The sequence below is a fragment of the Pseudomonas soli genome (assembly GCF_900110655.1).
Lineage (GTDB): Bacteria > Pseudomonadota > Gammaproteobacteria > Pseudomonadales > Pseudomonadaceae > Aquipseudomonas > Aquipseudomonas soli.
Genome location: NZ_FOEQ01000009.1, coordinates 1 through 19,080, shown reverse-complemented (window position 1 = coordinate 19,080; position 19,080 = coordinate 1). Strand labels below are relative to the sequence as shown.

The 19,080-nt window shown below is 66.7% G+C and carries 5 protein-coding genes; 1 reads left to right on the top strand and 4 read right to left on the bottom strand.

The features are described from left to right. Nucleotides 1-26: 26 nt before the first annotated feature. Nucleotides 27-2,201 (bottom strand): ATP-binding protein, encoded by a 2,175-nt coding sequence (locus tag BMY03_RS18635; RefSeq protein WP_094011890.1) that lies wholly within the window; start codon nucleotides 2,199-2,201, stop codon nucleotides 27-29. 87 nt (nucleotides 2,202-2,288) lie between these two features. Next, complete coding sequence (locus BMY03_RS18630) at nucleotides 2,289-2,921, bottom strand: LysE family translocator (RefSeq protein WP_046855231.1); 633 nt, start codon at nucleotides 2,919-2,921, stop codon at nucleotides 2,289-2,291. Between the two features lie 414 nt (nucleotides 2,922-3,335). On the opposite strand from BMY03_RS18630, the gene BMY03_RS18625 reads away from it, so the two are divergent. Then, the gene (locus BMY03_RS18625) at nucleotides 3,336-3,569 is read left to right on the top strand and encodes a hypothetical protein (protein ID WP_028689390.1); all 234 of its coding nucleotides are present in this window, start codon (nucleotides 3,336-3,338) and stop codon (nucleotides 3,567-3,569) included. Between the two features lie 55 nt (nucleotides 3,570-3,624). On the opposite strand, the gene BMY03_RS18620 is transcribed toward BMY03_RS18625, so the two are convergent. Together BMY03_RS18620 and BMY03_RS18615 are read right to left on the bottom strand one after the other, a co-directional pair. Then, the gene (locus BMY03_RS18620) at nucleotides 3,625-12,270 is read right to left on the bottom strand and encodes a non-ribosomal peptide synthetase (protein ID WP_094011889.1); all 8,646 of its coding nucleotides are present in this window, start codon (nucleotides 12,268-12,270) and stop codon (nucleotides 3,625-3,627) included. A 1-nt stretch (nucleotide 12,271) separates the two neighbouring features. Further along, the coding region (locus tag BMY03_RS18615; RefSeq protein ID WP_094011888.1) for a non-ribosomal peptide synthetase at nucleotides 12,272-19,080 on the bottom strand (6,809 nt) is incomplete at its 5' end.

Sequence of the window (19,080 nt, the reverse complement as noted above, 5' to 3'; positions counted from 1 at the left end):
TGTGTGGCACAGGAACGGTTCGTGACCTACCCTCGTGCCGTCAGCAAACGCGCCAGGCTGCGTCCTAGCTCATCCTGGCGAAACGGCTTGCGCAGCACGTCGAAGCCATGCAACTCGCGTGGCGTGAGGTTGGTGTAACCGGTAATGATCAACACCGGCAGTTGGCCCAGGCGTTCACGTACCTGCTGGGCCAGTCGCGCCCCGGTCATCTCGGCCATGACATGGTCGGTCAGCAGCGCATCGGGCACCAGCCCCTGGTCCAGCAACCCCAGGGCCTCGGCGGGCCCTTGCGCTTCGGTCACCTCGTAACCGAGAGCGCGCAACTGCATCAACGTGGCCTGGCGCACCAGCGGCTCGTCATCGACCAGCAGCACCCGAGTCGGCCGTTGCGCCTGCTGCGGCGCGTCCGTTTCGACGAAGCGCTCGACCACCTCAGCCTCGCTGGCTGGCAGCCACAAGGTCGCTTCCGTGCCTCGACCGACCCATGAGCGAATGCTGAAGCCGCCGCCAGACTGCAACGCCAGGCCCTGCACCATCGGCAGACCAAGGCCGGTGCCCCGACCCACCCCCTTGGTCGAGTAGAACGGCTCGATGCAATGCTCCAGCACTTCGTCACTCATGCCACAGCCGTTGTCACTGACCTGCAGCCACAACTGGCGACCGCCCTCCAGCCCTTGCGGCCTAGGCACGCTGCCCTCATTGGCTCCCGCGCGTATGATCAGTTGGCCACCCTCACTCATGGCGTCCCGGGCGTTTACCACAAGGTTCAGCAGTGCGAGTTCCAACTGGTGCGGATCCACCAATACACCTGGCAGCGCCGTGTCGATGTCGACCTGCAACACAATGGCCGGCCCCAGGGAGCGCGCCATCAGTTCGTGCATGTCCGCCACCAGCGCGGCCAGCGACACCGTGACGGGCTTGAGGGTCTGGCGCCGGGCGAAACTGAGCAGGCGCCCGACAAGATTGCGCGCCCGCTCCGCCGCCTGCAGGCCGCCGTCGATCAGGCGTTCGGCACGCTCCTGTTGCGGATGGCGGCGCAGCAACTCGAACGAAGCAATGATCGGCGTGAGCATGTTGTTCAGGTCGTGGGCGATACCGCCGGACAGCTGGCCGATGATCTCCGCCTTGCGCGCCTCGTGCAGGTGCACCAGTGAGGCCTCGCGCTGGGCGAGCATGTTTACCACTCTTTCCTCGAGGTCTTCGTTCAAGGCATGCAGCGCGCGCTCGGCGCGGGCATGGGTGATGGCCGCCCACACCTGGCTGGCGGTCTCCTGGACCAGCACGCACTCGTTGGGTGTCCATGCATGGGGGGTGTGGAAGTGCACCGCGAGCATAGCCTCCAGCCGCTCGGCGCGCAGCACAGGGGCGTGCAACGTGGCACACAGCCCTTGGAAACCGGGCGTAGCACTGTTCGCTTCATAGTTACGCTGCACGACCTGACCGGCCAGCAGCGCCTCGCGCAATGCCGGGTCCAAGGCCGCGTACTGGTTGATGCCGGTGATTGGCGGCACGTGTGCGGCCCATTCCTGTCCTACCCGGTAGCGTCCATCGCCCAGGTCTTCGCCGAAGCAGACTCTTGCGGCCCCCAGCTCCTTGGCCAGGCGCCTTACCGCATGGGCTTCGATGCGTTCGGCCTGGCCGAGGCCGGGCAAGGCCTGGCGCAGTTCCTGGAGAAATGCCTGACGGTGCTGGAAATACACGCGTTCGGATGTCTCGGTGACGATGCAAAGCACGCCGCCTACGGCGCCATCGGCCTCGCGAACGGCGGAGTAGGAGACGTCGAAGTATGCCGTTTCACCGGGGCCATGGCGTTCGATGTAGAACGGCCGGTCCTTGGCGGAAAAGCTCACGCCGGTTTCACGCACTCCGCGCAACAAAGGTTCCAGGTCGTCCCACAGTTCGCGCCAGTGAACCTGGGCGGGTTGCCCTAGCGCCGCGGGGTGCTTGTCACCAATGGTCGGCCAGTAAGCATCGTTGTACAGCGCGGCGTACTGCGGCCCCCAGAACAGCACGATTTGTGCCTCGGCGCTGAGGAGCGTGGCGACCACGCCCTTCAATGCTGGCGACCAAGCGTCCGGCGGGCCCAGTGGCGAACGTCCCCAATCCATGGCCTGCAACAGGCAGCTGACTTCGCCACCACCGCGCATGAAACCCGGTAATGGTTGCAAGTTGACTGATTTGCTCTCCTGGCGGGCTTTCATGTCGCGGTAATCCCGGGCACGTTGTCTTTCCTCTGAGGGTAAGAAGTCGGCCGGTGGCAAAACGTTCCATCTGATCGCTGTTGGCGATCAACGGCGCCCTTCAGCTAGCATGCGCACGGCCAGGGCGGCCAGCACCGTGCCCATCAGCCAGCGCTGCACCTGCTGCCACACCGGCCGACCGGCCAGGAACACGGCGATCGACCCCGCCATGACCGCGATCAACGCGTTGACCGTGACGCTGATGGCGATCTGCGTGCCGCCCAGTACCAGCGACTGCAGCAAGACGCTGCCATGGCCCGGCTCGATGAACTGCGGCATCAGCGACAGGTACATGACCGCGATCTTGGGGTTCAGCAGGTTGGTCACAAAGCCCATCATGAACAACCGCCTGGGGCTGTCCGCCGGCAGCTCGCGCACCTGGAACGGCGAGCGCCCGCCCGGGCGCAGCGCCTGCCAGGCCAGGTACAGCAGGTACAGCGCACCGCCGATGCGCAGGGCGTCGTAGGCGAACGGCACGGCCATGACCAACGCGGTGATCCCGAGCGCTGCGCAGAGCATGTAGAAGACAAAGCCCATGGCCACTCCGGCCAGGGAGATCAGCCCAGCGCCGCGCCCCTGGCAGATGGAGCGGGAGATCAGGTAGATCATGTTGGGGCCGGGGGTCAGCACCATGCCCAGGCTGATCAGGGCGAAGGCCAACAGGTTGGAGGGTTCGGGCATCAGGCACATCCTTGTGGTGGTGAATCGGCGAGTGTATCCGCATATGAACGCGCCTTGAAACGGTTGCCTGAGCCCGGTAACCTTTGCGCGCTGCTGTAAGTCCAGCAGCCGGGTTTGGTAGCCCGCGATCAATCAAGGCGCACAAGCGCCCCCATTGCGATAGAGTCGGCGCTTTTTCTGTGCCCGCTATTTCGTTTTATGGCGGCTGTGCGTAGGGCGCACTCGTGCGCGCCGGTTTCCTTGATTCCCGGTCTACCAACCTGCGTACAGCCGTCACCACTTCGTTTGGTAGCGATCTGTGGCGGCTCCATTGAATCAAGGAGCGACACAATGACAAAAGGCTTACCCGATCCCCCTTCCCGCGCCACCACGGCGCACTCCAGCTTCGGCAACTGCGAATGCAGCCACCCTTCCCTGTTCGCCGTGCGCGAAGGCGTGGACTTCGAAGATGCATTGGTGCACCTGTCCACTCTGCTCAAGGGCGCGTTCGCCACCAACCTCAAGGCAATGGAACTGGCGACCGGCACCTGCCATGACCTGTTGCTGGGCAATGATCATGGGCTGGATGCGGCCAAGGCAGTGGTCGAGGCATTGCTCGATGGAGTGGAGATGCAACAGGTGGAGAAGGCGCGCTTGCGCACGGTTTGATGGGCAGCAATGCCGGGACCACATTGCGGTCCCCGGCTCGCTGCGACAGCAACCCTTACGCCTTGTCGGCAAGCCGCTGCACCAGCCCGTCGATGAACGCGACGGCGTTGATCACACCCTCATGCCCATCGGCGATCACCGTCGAACTGGCCAGCCCGTTGACCGAAGCCTGGGCCAGCAGCCCCGCCTCGCCCAGGCGTACCCGCTCGGCGCTGCGGCTTTCACTGGCCCACCAGCAGTCCACCTGAACCACCAGCGGGCGCAGGCGGAATGCCTGGCTCAGTTCGGCGTTGCGGTCGAGCACGGCGAAGCCGTCGACGATCTCCCGCTGCAAGTGCACATCCTCGTGAATGCTGCGCAGACGTTCGGCGCTGACATTCCCCGCGGCGGCCACCTGCGCGATGACCCACTCGGTCCTGTCGATCTCGGCCGGCAGACGCTCGGCCTCGTCGATGAAGCCAGCGATCCGCGCCTCGCCGACGCCCGGCGCAAAGGCCAGCAGGCCACGCAGCAGGCTCTCGTCCGCCCGCGCCACCTGCACCACCTCGACAGACTCGGCGTCGAGACCGGATACTTCCTGCGGCAGCTGGGTGTCGACCAGGCCGACGAAACCGACCTGCTGGCCGGCCTGCTCCAGGGAGTAAGCCACCTCCAGCGCCAGGGCGCCACCCATGGACCAACCCAGCAGATGGTACGGGCCGCTGGCCTGGGTACGGCGAATCTGCTCGACGTAATAGCCGACCATCGCCGCCCAGGATTCGTCCACCCAGCCCGGCTCGGCATAGCAGCGGTTGACCAGGCCATACACCGGGCGCTCATCGGCCAGGCGGCTGGCCAGCGGGTAGTAGGCGTAGGCACCGCCGCCACCCGGCGGCAGGCAGAACAGCGCCGGGCGCTGGCGCTGGCAGCCGTTGAGGTTGATTACCGGCGATTTCAGGCGATCCTTGCCGCCACCGATGAAGTTGGCCAGTTCCTCGAAGCTGGCCATCAGCATGAACTCATGCAGGCTGATATTGATGGCGAAGGCTTCGCGCACCTTGTTCACCAGGGTGATCACCAGCAGCGAGTGGCCGCCGAGTTCGAAGAAGTTGTCGTGCAGGCCGACCTGCTCGACCTTCAGCACCTCGGCCCAGATCGCCGCCAGTTGCTGCTCCAGTGCCGTGCGCGGGGCCACGTAGCCCTGTTGCAGCTGGCTGGCGTCCGGCTTGGGCAGGGCCTTGCGGTCCAGCTTGCCGTTGGCGGTCAATGGCCACTGCGCCAAGACCAGGAAGTGCGTCGGCACCATGTAGTCCGGCAGGTTGGCTTTGAGGTGCTGTTTCAGCGCGTCACGCAGGGTTGCATGGTCGGCTGATGAATCTTGAGCGATCAGGTAGGCCGCCAGTTGCTTGCCCCCTGCCCCGTCGATATCCAGCACCAGCACTTCGCGCACCGCCGCATGTTCTTGCAGGCGCGCTTCGATCTCGCCCAGTTCGATACGGAAGCCGCGGATCTTCACCTGGTGGTCGATCCGGCCCACGTACTCGATCACACCCTGCTCGCGGTAACGCGCCAGGTCGCCGGTGCGGTACAGGCGTCCGCCTTCGCTGGAGAACGGGTCCGGCACAAAGCGTTCGGCAGTCAGCGAGGCACGGTTGTGGTAACCCCGCGCCAGGCCGGCATGGCCGACATGCAGCTCGCCGGTGCAGCCCTTGGCCACCGGGTTGAAGTCTGCGTCCAGCACGTACATCGACAAATCGGGGATCGCCGCACCGATCGGGCTGCCCGCTTGTTGCGTGTCGACAAAACGGATCGGCCGGTAGGTCACGTGGACCGTGGTCTCGGTGATGCCGTACATGTTGATCAGGTTGTCGCAGTCCTCGCCGAAGCGCTCGAACCACGGTTGCAACGCAGCCACGTCCAGGGCTTCGCCGCCGAAAATCACGTAACGCAGCGAAAGGTCGGATGCACTGTCACAGGCCACCCGCATCAGCGGCTTGAACGCCGATGGGGTCTGGTTCAGCACGGTCACGCCCTGCTCCACCAGCAACTGGTGGAAGTCTTCCGGCGAACGGGTCACTTCACGCGGCACGATCACCAGGCGACCGCCGTGCAGCAGCGCGCCGAAGATCTCCCACACGGAGAAGTCGAACGCATAGGAGTGGAACAGCGTCCACACATCCTGCGGGCCGAAGCCGAACCAGGCATCGGTGGCCTTGAACAGGCGCAGCAGGTTGTGGTGCGGCAGCAGCGTGCCTTTCGGTTTGCCGGTGGAACCGGACGTGTAGATCACATAGGCCAGGTTGTCTGGCTGGGTCAGGTGCTCGGGGTTTTCGTCGCTGTAACCGGCCAGATCATCCTCCAGCTGCAGGCTGCGAACGTGCGCCGGCACCGGCAGCCCGGCCAGCAGATGGTCTTGAGTAAGCAGCAACTGAATACCGCTGTCTTCCATCATGTAGCTCAGGCGATCCTGCGGGTATTCCGGATCCAGCGGCACATAGGCGCCCCCGGCCTTGAGGATCGCCAGCAGGCCGACGATCATCTCGAAACCACGCTCCACGGCGATGCCCACCAGCACATCCGGCCCCACGCCCTGCGCGCGCAGCTTGTGCGCCAGGCGGTTGGCGCGGCGGTTGAGCTGGTCGTAGCTCAACGCCTGCCCGGCGAAGGTCACGGCGATCGCTTCAGGCGTGCGCGCCGCCTGCTGCTCGATCAGCGCATGGGCGCAGGCCGAGCTTGGATAGCTATCGATCACTTGTAGCGGCGCGGTGCTCAGCACCAGCTCACCCAACGCCCGCTGCGACGAGTCCGCCAACCCTTCCAGGAGCTCGACGAAATGTGCCGCGATCTGCCCGACAGCCGATTCGGCATAGCTGGCGCGGTCGAACTTGAAGCTGGCCGACAGTTTTTCGCCCACCTGGGCCACCAGCGTCAGCGGATAGTTGGTCTGCTCCAGGCTGGCCACCTCGCCGAACACCAGCCCCTGGGGAGCGCCTTGCTGCAGCGCCTCCGACACCGGGTAGTTCTCGAACACCAGGATATTGTCGAACAGTGCCTCACCGCTCCAGCCGGCCCAGCGCTGGATCTCGTACAGGGGCGTGTGCTCGTGCTCGCGCAGGGCCAGGTTCAACCCTTGCACGTGCTGTACCCAGTCGCCCACGGTCTGCTCCGGACGTGGGCTGGCAACCACCGGCAAGGTATTGATGAACAGCCCCAGCTGCTCCTCGACGCCCGCGAGCTCCGCCGGGCGGCCGGCCACGGTGGCGCCGAAGGTCACGCAGGCCTGCCCGGTGTAGCGCTGCAACAGCAACAGCCACGCGGCCTGGACCAGGGTGTTGAGGGTGATCCGCTGGTCCCGGGCAAACTCGCCCAGGCGCTGGGTACGCTGTGCATCCAGGCTGATCTGATGCTCGGCCTGCCCGTGGCCCTGGGCTTCGGCCCTGAAGGCCTGGGCCAGCCGCGTAGGCTCGTCCAGTTCCGCCGTACGCTCGCGCCAGAAGCGCTCGCTGGCGGCCTGGTCCTGGCGCTGCAGCCATTGGATATAGTCGCGGTAACGGCTGTTCTTGCCTGCCGGGGTGACACCGGCGTAACGCTGCAGCACCTCGCCGAACAGGCGCGAGCTGCTCCAGCCATCGAGCAGGATATGGTGGTTGGTCAGCACCAGCTGGTACTGCTGTTCGGCGCTGCGGATCACCGCCAGGCGCAGCAGCGGACCGCTGGCCAGGTCGAAACCGGCACGCAGGTCGGCCTCGGTCCATTCCTGCAACGCCCGCGGCAGGTCGGCCTGGTCACGCCAGTCGAGCTCGACCAGCGGCAGCCGCGCCTGGCGCTGCACCACTTGCAGTGACTGGTCGTAGCCACTGAAGAAACTGCTGCGCAGCACTTCGTGGTTGTCCACGGTGGCCTGCAAGGCCGCGATGAAGCGCGGTACGTCCAGACCCTGCACCTCGACGCGAGTCTGGTTGATGTAGTTGCCCGCCTCCTGCTGGTACAGGCTGTGGAACAGCATGCCCTGCTGCATCGGCGACAGCGGGTAGATGTCTTCGATGTTGTCCGCCGCCACCGGCAGCGCCGCCAGCTGACGCTGGTCGAGGTTGGCCAGCGGGAAGTCCGAAGGCGTCACACCCGCCACGCCCGGAGTGGTGCAGTGGCCGATCAACAGGCGCAACTCCTCAGCGTACTCGTCGGCCAGGCGCTGGATCTGCCCACGTTCGAACACGGCGCTGCTGAAGCTCCAGTCCAGCGCCAGTTCACCGGAGTAGACCTGGCCATCGATGCTGAGCAGGCTGCCCAGCGGCGCCTCCGGGCTTTGCCCCTGCCCCGCGCCTTCCGGCGCCGGGGTGAACAACCCTTGTTCGCTATCGAAGCTGCCGTCGAATTGCCCCAGGTAGTTGAACACGATGCTGCCCTGGGCCAGGGCGCCGAGGGTTTCGCGGGCCTGCGCGTCACCCAGGTAACGCAGCACATCGTAACCGATGCCCTTGGCCGGCACGGCGCGCAGTTGCTCCTTGACCGCCATCAGCGACGCGCCCAGGTCATCGGCGGGGGTCAGCTTCAACGGGTAGAGGCTGCTGAACCAGCCGACCGTGCGGGTGATGTCGAGGTCATCGAACAGGTCTTCGCGGCCATGGCCTTCCAGGCGGATCAGCGCGTGCGCCTCGCCGGTCCAGCGGCGGATGACCCGCGCCAGCGCCGTCAGCAGCAGGTCGTTGACCTGGGTGCGGTAGGCGGCCGGCGCCTCCTGCAGCAGTTGCCGGGTCAGTTCGGCGTTCAGGTGGGTGCGCACCGAGATTTCATGCTTGCGCTGCTGGCCACCCTGCGGGTTCGCCCCAGGCAGGACGTCGCTGACACCCTGTAACTGCGCTTGCCAGTAGGCCAGCTCGGCCACCATCGCGGGGCTGCGGGCGTGCTCGCGCAGGTGCTCGGCCCAGGCCTTGAGCGAACTGCTCTTGGCCGGCAGCACCGGCGCCTTGCCGGCCAGCAGTGCCTGGCAGGCCAGCTGCAGGTCTTCGAGCAGGACGCGCCAGGACACGCCATCGACCACCAGGTGGTGGATCACCACCAGCAGGCGCTGTTGCCCCTCGGGCAGGTCGATCAGCACCACGCGCAGCAGCGGGCCATTCTTCAGGTCCAGGCTACGCTGGGCCTCGTCGGCCAGTTCCGGCAGGCGCGCGGCATCGTCCAGCTGATGTACCCACAGCAACTGCTGCGCGTCGACCGGCGCGAACTGGCCTTGCCACTGGCCCTGGTCCTCGCTGAACCGCAGGCGCAGGGCGTCGTGCTGTTCCACCAGCAGCTTGAGCGCAGGTTGCAGCAAGGCCACCGTCAACGGCTGGCGCGGGGTCAGCAGCACCGCCTGGTTCCAGTGGTGGCGCTGGGGAATCGCGCTGTCGAAGAACCGCGCCTGGATCGGTAGCAGCGGCAGGTTGCCGCTGACCTGCTCGACCACCTCGGCCGCCGGCTTCTTCTCGATCAGCTTGGCCACCGCCGCCAGTTGGCCGATGGTCTGTTTCTCGAACAACTGCTTGGGGCTCAGCTTGATGCCCTGGCGCTTGGCGCGGGCAATGATCTGCAGGCTGAGGATCGAGTCGCCGCCCATCTCGAAGAAGTTGTCGGTGCTGCCCACTTGCTCACGCTTGAGCACCTCGCACCAGATCGCCGCGAGTTTCTCTTCGATTTCACCCACCGGCGCGACAAAGCGCTGCTTGGCCACCACCCCGGGTCTGGGCAGGGCACGCTTGTCCAGCTTGCCATTGGCGGTCAGCGGCAGGCGTTCGAGCAGCAGCACCTGCGCCGGCACCAGGTACTCTGGCAGGCGCTCCAGCAAGGCCTGACGCAGGGCCTCGGCCTGCAGCTCGACACCCGCCGCCGGTACGGCCCAGGCCACCAGTTGCAGGCGCGTAGGGTCGCTGTCCAGGGGCAGTGCCAGCACCACGGCCTCGGCCACGCCGGGAAGGCCTTGCAGTACCTGGCCGACCTCGCCCGGCTCGACCCGGTAACCACGGATCTTCACCTGGTCGTCGCCACGGCCCAGGTACTCCAGCACACCCTGGTCCAGGCGTGCGCGGTCACCGGCACGGTACAGCCGCTGGCCGTTGTCACCGAACGGATCGGGGACGAAACGCTCGGCGGTCAACCCCGGCTGGCCGACATAACCCTGGGCCAGGCCCTGGCCGCCCAGGTACAGCTCGCCGGCCACGCGCTCGGACAGCGGATTGAGGTAGGCGTCCAGCACCCGCGCCTGGCCGTTGTCCAGCGGTCGGCCGACCGGCACGCTGCGCCAGCCGGGCAGGCGCTTGCCGACTTCGTGGGTGAGGATGCCCACGGTGGTCTCGGTCGGGCCGTAGTGGTTGATGATCCGGCAGCCGGGCTTCAGGCGGCGGATCTGCTCGATCAGCGCCCAGGAACTGGCCTCGCCACCAAGGATCAGCAGTTGCTCGGGCAACACCCGCTCCGGCTGCGCGGCCTGCAACAGGCCCTGCAGGTGGCTCGGCACGATCTTCAGCACATCGACGCGGTGCTCGGCCATGTAGCTGGCGAAGGCATCCGGATCGAAACCCTGGTCGTGGCCCAGCAGGTGCAGCAGCCGGCCCGAGGCCAGCGCGCCAAAGAGCACGGTGTGGCCGAGGTCGGCGGCCACGGTGGAGACCATCGCCAGGCTGGCGCCGGGCTGCAAGTCCAGGCGTTGCAGCACGCCCTGCAGGTAGTTGGCCAGCGCCCCGTGGCTGACCACCACGCCCTTGGGTTGCCCGGTGGAACCCGAGGTATAGATGATGTAGGCCGCCTGCTGCGGCAAGACACGCACCGCCGGAGGCTGGTCGTCGCAGTCGCCATACAACGAAGCGTCATAGGCCACGGCGCGGCACACGCCCAGCCCCGCCGCCTGGGCGTCGCCCTGGGCATGCACCAGAAGCTGCGCGGCGCTGGCCTGCAGCAACTGCTGCAGACGCTCGGCCGGCTGGCGGCTGTCCAGCGGCAGGTACACCGCGCCCAGCTTTAGCACCGCCAGCAGGCTGGTCACCCACTCGATGGAGCGCTCCTGGCACAGCGCCACGGTCATGCCCGGGGCGATACCCTGCGCCTTGAGGTAATGCGCGAAACGGTTGGCCTGCTGCTCCAGCTCGGCGTAGGTGAGCGTGCGATCCCCAGCTCGCAATGCCGGCTGCCCACCCCCGGCTTGCAGGCCCTGACGCCACAGGGCGAGGAAGTCCTGCTGCGGCCAGCCTTGGGCAGCGGTTTCGACCTGCTCAGCCTGGGCGTCCGGGTGATCGAGCAATGCCGCGTCGGGGTGCTCGACAAGCGTACGCAACACGGCCTGGAACGAAGCGGCCATGCGCTCGATGGTCGCGGCTTCGAACAGATCGGTGCTGTAGGTGAAGTAGCCTTGCAGGCCGTCGGGGGTTTCGGTGAAGTCGTAGGCCAGGTCGAAGCGCGCATCGCTGCCCTCGACCGAAAAACCGCTGACACTCAGCTCACCCAGCGTCTGCCGGGCCTGGGCGCCGGCCTCGGTATCGGCCATGTTCTGGTTGATCTTCACCTGGAACAGCGGGTTGTGGCCCAGGTTGCGCTCCGGCGCCAGGGCGTCGACCAGGTGCTCGAACGGCAGTTCCTGGTGCGATTGCGCGCCACTGACCACCTGCTTCACCTGTTCCAGCAGCGCCGCGCCACTCTGGCGCTCGTCCACCTGCACCCGCAGCACCTGGGTGTTGATGAAGAAGCCGATCAGGCCTTCGACTTCCTTGCGGTTGCGCCCGGCGTTGGGCGCGCCGATGCGGATGTCGGCCTGGCCGCTGTAGCGCGACAGGGTCACGGCCAGCGCCGCCAGGGTCAGCATGAACACGGTCTGGCCCTGGCTGCGCGCCTGGGCCTTGAGCTGCGCCGACAGCGCCGCCGGCACATCGCTGCGCAGCGTCGCGCCACGGTAGCTGGGGTGCGCCGGACGCTCGTGGTCCAGTGGCAGGTCCAGTACCGGGTGTTCATCGCCCAGCTGCTGCTTCCAATACTGCAACTGGCGCTCGCCCTCGCCGGCCTCCAGCCAGGCGCGTTGCCAGATCGCGTAGTCGGCGTATTGCACCTCCAGCGGCGGCAGGTTGGCGTCACGGCCTTGCGACAGCGCCTCGTACAGGTGCACGAACTCCTGCACCATCAGCTCGCCCGACCAGCCGTCGGAGACGATATGGTGCATGCACACCGTCAGCACGTGCTCGGTCGGTGCCAGGCGCAACAGCCGGACCCGCAGCAGCGGGCCTTCGAGCAGGTCGAACGGCGCATCCAGCGCCTCGCGCACCGCAGTACGCAGGCACTGCTCGATATCCTCGCCCGGCCCGGCCTGCACCTCGCGCACCTCCAGGCCAACGCCCGGCTGCTCGAGGACCTGCTGGTGGAACTCGCCCTGCTCGGAGACAAAGCGCGTGCGCAGGCTCTCATGGCGCCGCACCAGCGCATCCAGGGCCTGGGCCAAGGCCTGCTGGTTCAGCGAACCGCTCAGGCGCACCGCCATCGGCACGTTGTAGAAGCTGCTGTGCGGCTCCAGCTGCCAGAGGAACAGCATGCGCTGCTGGGCATAGGACAGCGGGATGCGCGGGCTGTCGTGACGGGTCACGGCGATGGGCAGCAAGCGGAAGCTCTGCCCGGTCTCGCGCATCTTGTCGAGGATCTGCCGACGCTGCTCCAGGGCAAGGCCGACAAAGCGCTTGGCGATACGTTCTGCTGTGCTCTTGTCCATCTCAGACGCCCGCCATTTCATTCATCATTCTTTCGATATCGGACAAGCCGTCCTCGCTCAACGACAAGCCGGTGCTGGCACAAGCCTGGGCAAAATCATTCAATTGCGGTTTCTCGAATAGCAGGCGCAGGGGGATGTCGATGCCCAGGCCCGAGTTGATCTTGGAAATCAGCTGGGCCGCCAGCAGCGAGTGCCCGCCCAGCTCGAAGAAGTCATCGCCCAGGCCCACACGCTCGACCTGCAGCACCTCGGCCCAGAGCGCCGCCAGCTGTTGCTCCAGTTCACTGACCGGGGCCACGTAGGCCGGCTGCGACTGGCGGGTATCGGGGGCCGGCAGCGCCTTGCGGTCGAGCTTGCCGTTGGGCAGCAGCGGCATGCGTTCGAGCAGCACCAGGTACATCGGCACCATGTAGTCCGGCAGGCTGGCGCCCAGGTGCGCCTTCAGCTCGGCGCGCAGGCCGTCCTCGGCCTCGGGCATGGCGTTGGGCACCAGGTAGGCCGCCAGTTGCTTGCCGCCCGGGCCATCGATATCGACCACCAGCACTTCGCGCACCGCCGGGTGCTCGCGCAGGCGCGCCTCGATCTCGCCCAGCTCGATACGGAAGCCGCGGATCTTCACCTGATGGTCGATACGCCCGGCGTACTCGACCACGCCGTGCTCGCGATAGCGCGCCAGGTCGCCGGTGCGGTACAGGCGCCCGCCCGGCGTCGTCGCGAACGGGTCGGGGATGAAGCGTTCGGCGGTCAGCCCCGGACGATTGTGATAGCCGCGGGCGAGCAGCTCGCCACCGACCAGCAGTTCACCGATGGCGCCCGGCAGGGCCAGGTCGGCATCGGCGTCCACCAGGTGGATCGAGCGACCGCCCAGGGCCTTGCCGATCGGGATCTGCACCGGCAGGGGTTGCTCGCCGGTGACATAGGCGCTGCAGTCGTGGCTCATGACGCTGACGGTGGCCTCGGTCGGCCCGTAGGTATTGAGCAGGCGCACATGGCCGAGCCCGGCCTGTTGCCAGGCCAGCACGCCATCGGCGGCCATGGCCTCGCCGCCCATGTGGATGCGCCGCAGCGAACCATAGTCGCGCGGGCCTTTGGCCGCGAAGTCCTTGGCCAACAGGTACCAGTAGGCGGTTGGCAGGTCGGCGAAGGTGATGCCCTGGGTCACCACTTCACGGTAGAAGGTCTCGCTGTCCCACAGCGTCGGGCCGCGCAGCACCACGCTGGCGCCGCAGATCAGCGCCGGGTAGAGCTGCTCGACGAAGGCGTCGAAGTTGAAGGTGGAGAACTGCAGCACCCGGTCGGCCGCCGACAGGCCGCAGAAACCCTGGGCGACATGGGCATGGCGGCTCAGGGCCGCAGCGCTGATGCCGACGCCCTTGGGGCGCCCGGTGGAACCGGAGGTGTACATGATGTACGCCAGGTTGTCGGGGTCGCCCAGCGCCGGCAGCGCATGGCTCGGCCAGGCATCGAGCGACTCGCTGTCCAGGCACAGGCTGCGCACCTGCGGTGCCATGGCCAGGTCTTGCAGTTGGGCGCTGTGGCCGAGCAACAGGGCGATGCCGCTGTCCTCCATCATGTAGGCCAGGCGCTCGTGCGGGTAGTCGGGATCCAGCGGCACATAGGCGCCGCCGGCCTTGAGCACGCCCAGCAGGCCGACCACCATGTCCAGGCTGCGCGGCAGGGCGATGCCCACGCGCACGTCCGGGCCGATGCCCGCCTCGCGCAGGCGATGGGCCAGCTGGTTGGCGCGCAGGTCCAGGGCCTGGTAGGTGAGCTGCTGCCCTTCGCAGATCAGCGCCGTGGCGTGCGGGGTACGCGCGGCCTGGTCGGCGATCAGCTGCTGCACGGTGCGCTGGTCAGGGTAGATCGCCTCGTGGCGGCTCCACTGCCCGAGGATGACCTGGCGCTGTGCCTCATCGAGCAGCGGCAGCTCGACGATCCGCTGGGCAGGCTGGGTGCTGACTGCCTGCAACAGGTTGAGCCAGTGCGCGGCCATGCGCTCGATGGTGGCGTGCTCGAACAGGTCGCTGACATAGGTCAGGGTCGCGCCGAGGCCGTCCTCGCTTTCGAAAGTATCCAGGGCCAGGTCGAGGTGCGCCGTGGGATTGCCCCAGCTCAGGCCTTCGATGCTCAGCCCAGGCAGTTCGCGCCCCTGGTCCGAGCGTTGGGCCTGGTGGTTGAACATCACCTGGAACAGCGGGTTGTGGCTCAGGCTGCGCTCCGGCTGCAGCGCTTCGACCAGTTGCTCGAAGGGCAGGTCCTGGTGCGCCTGGGCCTGCAAGGCGGCGTGCTTGACCTGTTGCAGCAACGCGCTGAAGGTCGTGTGCAGCTCGAACTGCGCCTTGAGCACCTGGGTGTTGACGAAGAAGCCGATCAAGCCTTCGGTCTCGGCCCGGGTGCGGTTGGCGATCGGCACGCCGACACGGATGTCGGCCTGCCCGGTCTGCCGGTGCAGCAAGCTCTGGAACGAAGCCAGCAGCAGCATGAACAGCGTCACCCCTTGCTGGCGCGCCTGCGCCTTCAAAGCCTGGACCAGCGGCGCCGGTACCTCGATGGCGAGGCTGCGACCGGCGTGGCTTTGCACAGTGGGCCGTGGATGATCGGTGGGCAGTTGCAGCACATAGTGCTCGCCGCCCAGCTGCGCCAGCCAGTAGTCCAGCTGGCGGGCCTGCTCGCCGGCCTCCATCCACTGGCGCTGCCAGACGGCATAGTCGGCGTACTGCACCGGCAAGGCCGGCTGTTCGGGTTGCCGGCCCTGGCTCAAGGCCAGGTAGGCGTCGACCACTTCATCGACCATGATCGGCATCGACCAGCCATCGGCGACGATATGATGCAGGGTCAGCACCAGCACGTGATCGTCCTCGGCCAGGCGCAGCAGGCGTACTCGCAACAGCGGCCCCTGGGTCAGGTCGAACGGGCGCTGGATCTCCCGAGCCACGCGCTCGCGGACCGCCTCGGTGGAGGTGTCCTGCAGCGATTCCATGACCAGGGTGAACGTCGTGGGCGCGTGGATACACTGCTGCGCTTCGCCACCTTGCTGATCGAAGGTGGTGCGCAGGCTCTCATGGCGAGCGATCAGGGTCTCGAAGGCCTGACGCAACGCCTCGGGGTTCAGTCGCCCCTTCAGTTGCAGGGCTGCAGGGATGTGGTAGGCGGCGCTATCCGGCTCCAGTTGCCAGAGGAACCACTGGCGTTGCTGGGCGTACGACAGCACCAGCGGCTGGTTGCGGTCCGCCACGGTAATGGCGGGGGCCTGGCTGGCCGCACCCTCGCCTGCGGCCTGGGCGAAGGCCTGCAGGTCGGCGGATTCGAACAGGCTACGCAGCGACACTTCCACATTCAGGCGCTGGCGGATGCGCGAGGTGACCTGGGTGGCCAGCAACGAGTGGCCGCCGAGTTCGAAGAAGTTGTCGTGCAGGCCGACCTGCTCGACCTTCAGCACCTCGCTCCAGATCGCCGCCAGTTGCTGCTCCAGCGCCGTGCTCGGGGCCACGTAGCCCTGTTGCAGCTGGCTGGCATCCGGCTTCGGCAGGGCCTTGCGGTCCAGCTTGCCGTTGGCGGTCAGCGGCCACTGGTTCAAGACCAGGAAGTGCGTCGGCACCATGTAGTCCGGCAGGTTGGCTTTGAGGTGCTGTTTCAGCGTGTCGCGCAGGGTTGCGTGATCGGCAGCTGGATCTTGAGCGATCAGGTAGGCCGCCAGTTGCTTGCCCCCTGCCCCGTCGATATCCAGCACCAGCACTTCACGCACCGCCGCATGCTCTTGCAGGCGCGCTTCGATCTCGCCCAGTTCGATACGGAAGCCACGGATCTTCACCTGGTGGTCGATCCGGCCCACGTACTCGATCACGCCCTGTTCGCGGTAACGCGCCAGGTCGCCGGTGCGGTACAGGCGTCCGCCTTCGCTGGAGAACGGGTCCGGCACGAAGCGTTCGGCAGTCAGCGAGGCGCGGTTGTGGTAACCCCGTGCCAGGCCAGCGTGGCCGACATGCAGCTCGCCCGTGCAGCCCTTGGCCACCGGATTGAAATCTGCGTCCAGCACGTACATCGACAGGTCCGGAATTGCCGCGCCGATCGGGCTGCCCGCCTGTTGCGTGTCGGCAAAACGGATCGGCCGGTAGGTCACGTGCACCGTGGTCTCGGTGATGCCGTACATGTTGATCAGGTTGTCGCACTCTTCGCCGAAGCGCTCGAACCATGGCTGCAAAGCGGCCACATCCAGGGCTTCGCCGCCGAAGATCACGTAGCGCAGCGCCAGATCGGCAGTGCTGTCACAGGCCACGCGCATCAGCGGCTTGAACGCCGACGGGGTCTGGTTCAGCACGGTCACGCCCTGCTCCACCAGCAACTGGTGGAAGTCCTCCGGCGAGCGGGTCACCTCACGCGGCACGATCACCAGACGACCGCCATGCAGCAGCGCACCGAAGATCTCCCACACCGAGAAGTCGAAGGCGTACGAGTGGAACAGCGTCCACACATCCTGCGCATCAAAGCCAAACCAGGCGTCCGTCGCCTTGAACAGGCGCAGCAGGTTGTGGTGCGGCAGCAGCGTGCCTTTTGGCTTGCCGGTCGAGCCCGAGGTGTAGATCACATAGGCCAGGTTGTCTGGCTGGGTCAGGTGCTCGGGGTTTTCGTCGCTATAGTCGGTCAGATCATCTTCGAGAGACAGGCTGCGCACGTGCGCCGGCACCGGCAGCCCGGCCAGCAGATGGCCTTGAGTCAGCAGCAACTGAATGCCGCTGTCTTCCATCATGTAGCTCAGGCGATCCTGCGGGTATTCCGGGTCCAGCGGCACATAGGCGCCCCCGGCCTTGAGGATCGCCAGCAGGCCGACGATCATCTCGAACCCGCGCTCCACCGCGATGCCCACCAGCACATCCGGCCCCACGCCCTGCGCGCGCAGCTTGTGCGCCAGGCGGTTGGCGCGGCGGTTGAGCTGGTCATAGCTCAATATCTGCCCGGCGAAGGTCACGGCGATCGCTTCCGGTGTACGCACCGCCTGCTGCTCGATCAGCGCGTGAGCGCACTCGGAGCTTGGGTAACGTTGTACATGCGCTTGCCGCTCATCCAACTCGAGCGCATCGAGCAACGGCAACTGCGCCACGCGTTGGGCGCTGTCCTGGCAGATGCCCTGCAACAGATTGCGCCAGTACCCACCCAGACGCTCGGCAGTGGCCGGATCGAACAATGCAGTGGCGTAGGTCAGGATGGCGCTCAACCCCGCGTCGTGCTCGACCGTGTTCAGGACCAGGTCGAACTGGGTGCTGCGGTCTTCCCAACCCAGCCCCTCGATCCGCAGCCCGGCCAGTTCCTGGGCCATGCCGGGGTTTTCCGCCTTGTGGTTGAACAGCACCTGGAACAGTGGGCTGTGGCTCAGGCTGCGCTCGGGCTGCAGCGCCTCGACCAGTTGCTCGAACGGCAGGTCCTGGTGCGCCTGGGCCTGCACGGCGGTGTGCCGGACCTGTTGCAGCAACCCGGCGAAGGTGGTTTGCGGCGCGAACTCAGCCTTGAGCACCTGGGTGTTGACGAAGAAGCCGATCAGGCCCTCGGTCTCGGCCCGGTTGCGGTTGGCGACCGGGACGCCGACGCGCACCTGCGATTGACCACTGAGGCGGTGCAGCAGCACCTGGAACGAGGCCAGCAACAGCATGAACAGGGTCACGCCCTGTTGCCGTGCGGTGGCTTTCAGCGCCTCGGCGAGTTCCGGCTCCAGGTGGATATCCAGGCGTGCCCCGGCATGACTCAGCTGCAATGGGCGTGGGCGGTCGGCAGGCAACTCCAGCACCGGTTGCTCGTCGCCCAGTTGCTGGCGCCAGTAGTCGAGCTGGCGCGCCTGCTCGCCCGCCGCCATCCACTGGCGCTGCCAGGCGGCATAATCGGCGTACTGGAACGCCAGGGCCGGCAGTTGCGCCTCGGCGCCCTGACGGTACCCGGCATACAGACGCACCACTTCATCGACCATGATCGGCATCGACCAACCATCGGCGACGATATGGTGCAGGGTCAGTACCAGCACATGCTCGTCGGCGGCCAGGCGCAGCAGGCGGGCGCGCAGCAACGGGCCGTGTTCCAGGTCGAACGGCTGCGCGGTCTCCTGCGCGATTCGCGCCTGCAGCGCCTCGCTCGCCACCGTCTCGACCGGCAAGTCGAAGTCACCTGCGGCATGGATGCGTTGCCAGGCCTGTTCACCTTCCTGATGGAACGTAGTACGCAGGGTTTCGTGGCGGGCGATCAGCGCGGCGAAGCTGCTGCGCAGCGCCTCGATATCCAGCTCGCCCTTCAGGCGCAGGGCCGATGGGATGTTGTAGGCGGCGCTGGCCGGCTCCAGCTGCCAGAGGAACCACTGGCGTTGCTGGGCGTAGGACAAGGCCAGCGGCTGGTTGCGATCCACGACGCTGAACACCGGCGCCTGGCTGGCCGCGCCTTGGCCGCCGGCCTGGGCGAAGGCTTGCAGGTCGGCGGACTCGAACAGGCTGCGCAGCGGGACTTCCAGGTCCAGGCGCTGGCGGATGCGCGAGGTGACCTGGGTGGCCAGCAATGAATGGCCGCCGAGTTCGAAGAAGTTATCGTGCAGGCCCACTTGCTCGACCTTGAGCACCTCGCTCCAGATCGCCGCCAGTTGCTGCTCCAGCGCCGTGCGCGGGGCCACGTAGCCCTGTTGCAGTTGGCTGGCGTCCGGCTTGGGCAGGGCCTTGCGGTCCAGCTTGCCGTTGGCGGTCAATGGCCACTGGTCCAAGACCAGGAAGTGCGTCGGCACCATGTAGTCCGGCAGGTTGGCTTTGAGGTGCTGTTTCAGCGTGTCGCGCAGGGTTGCGT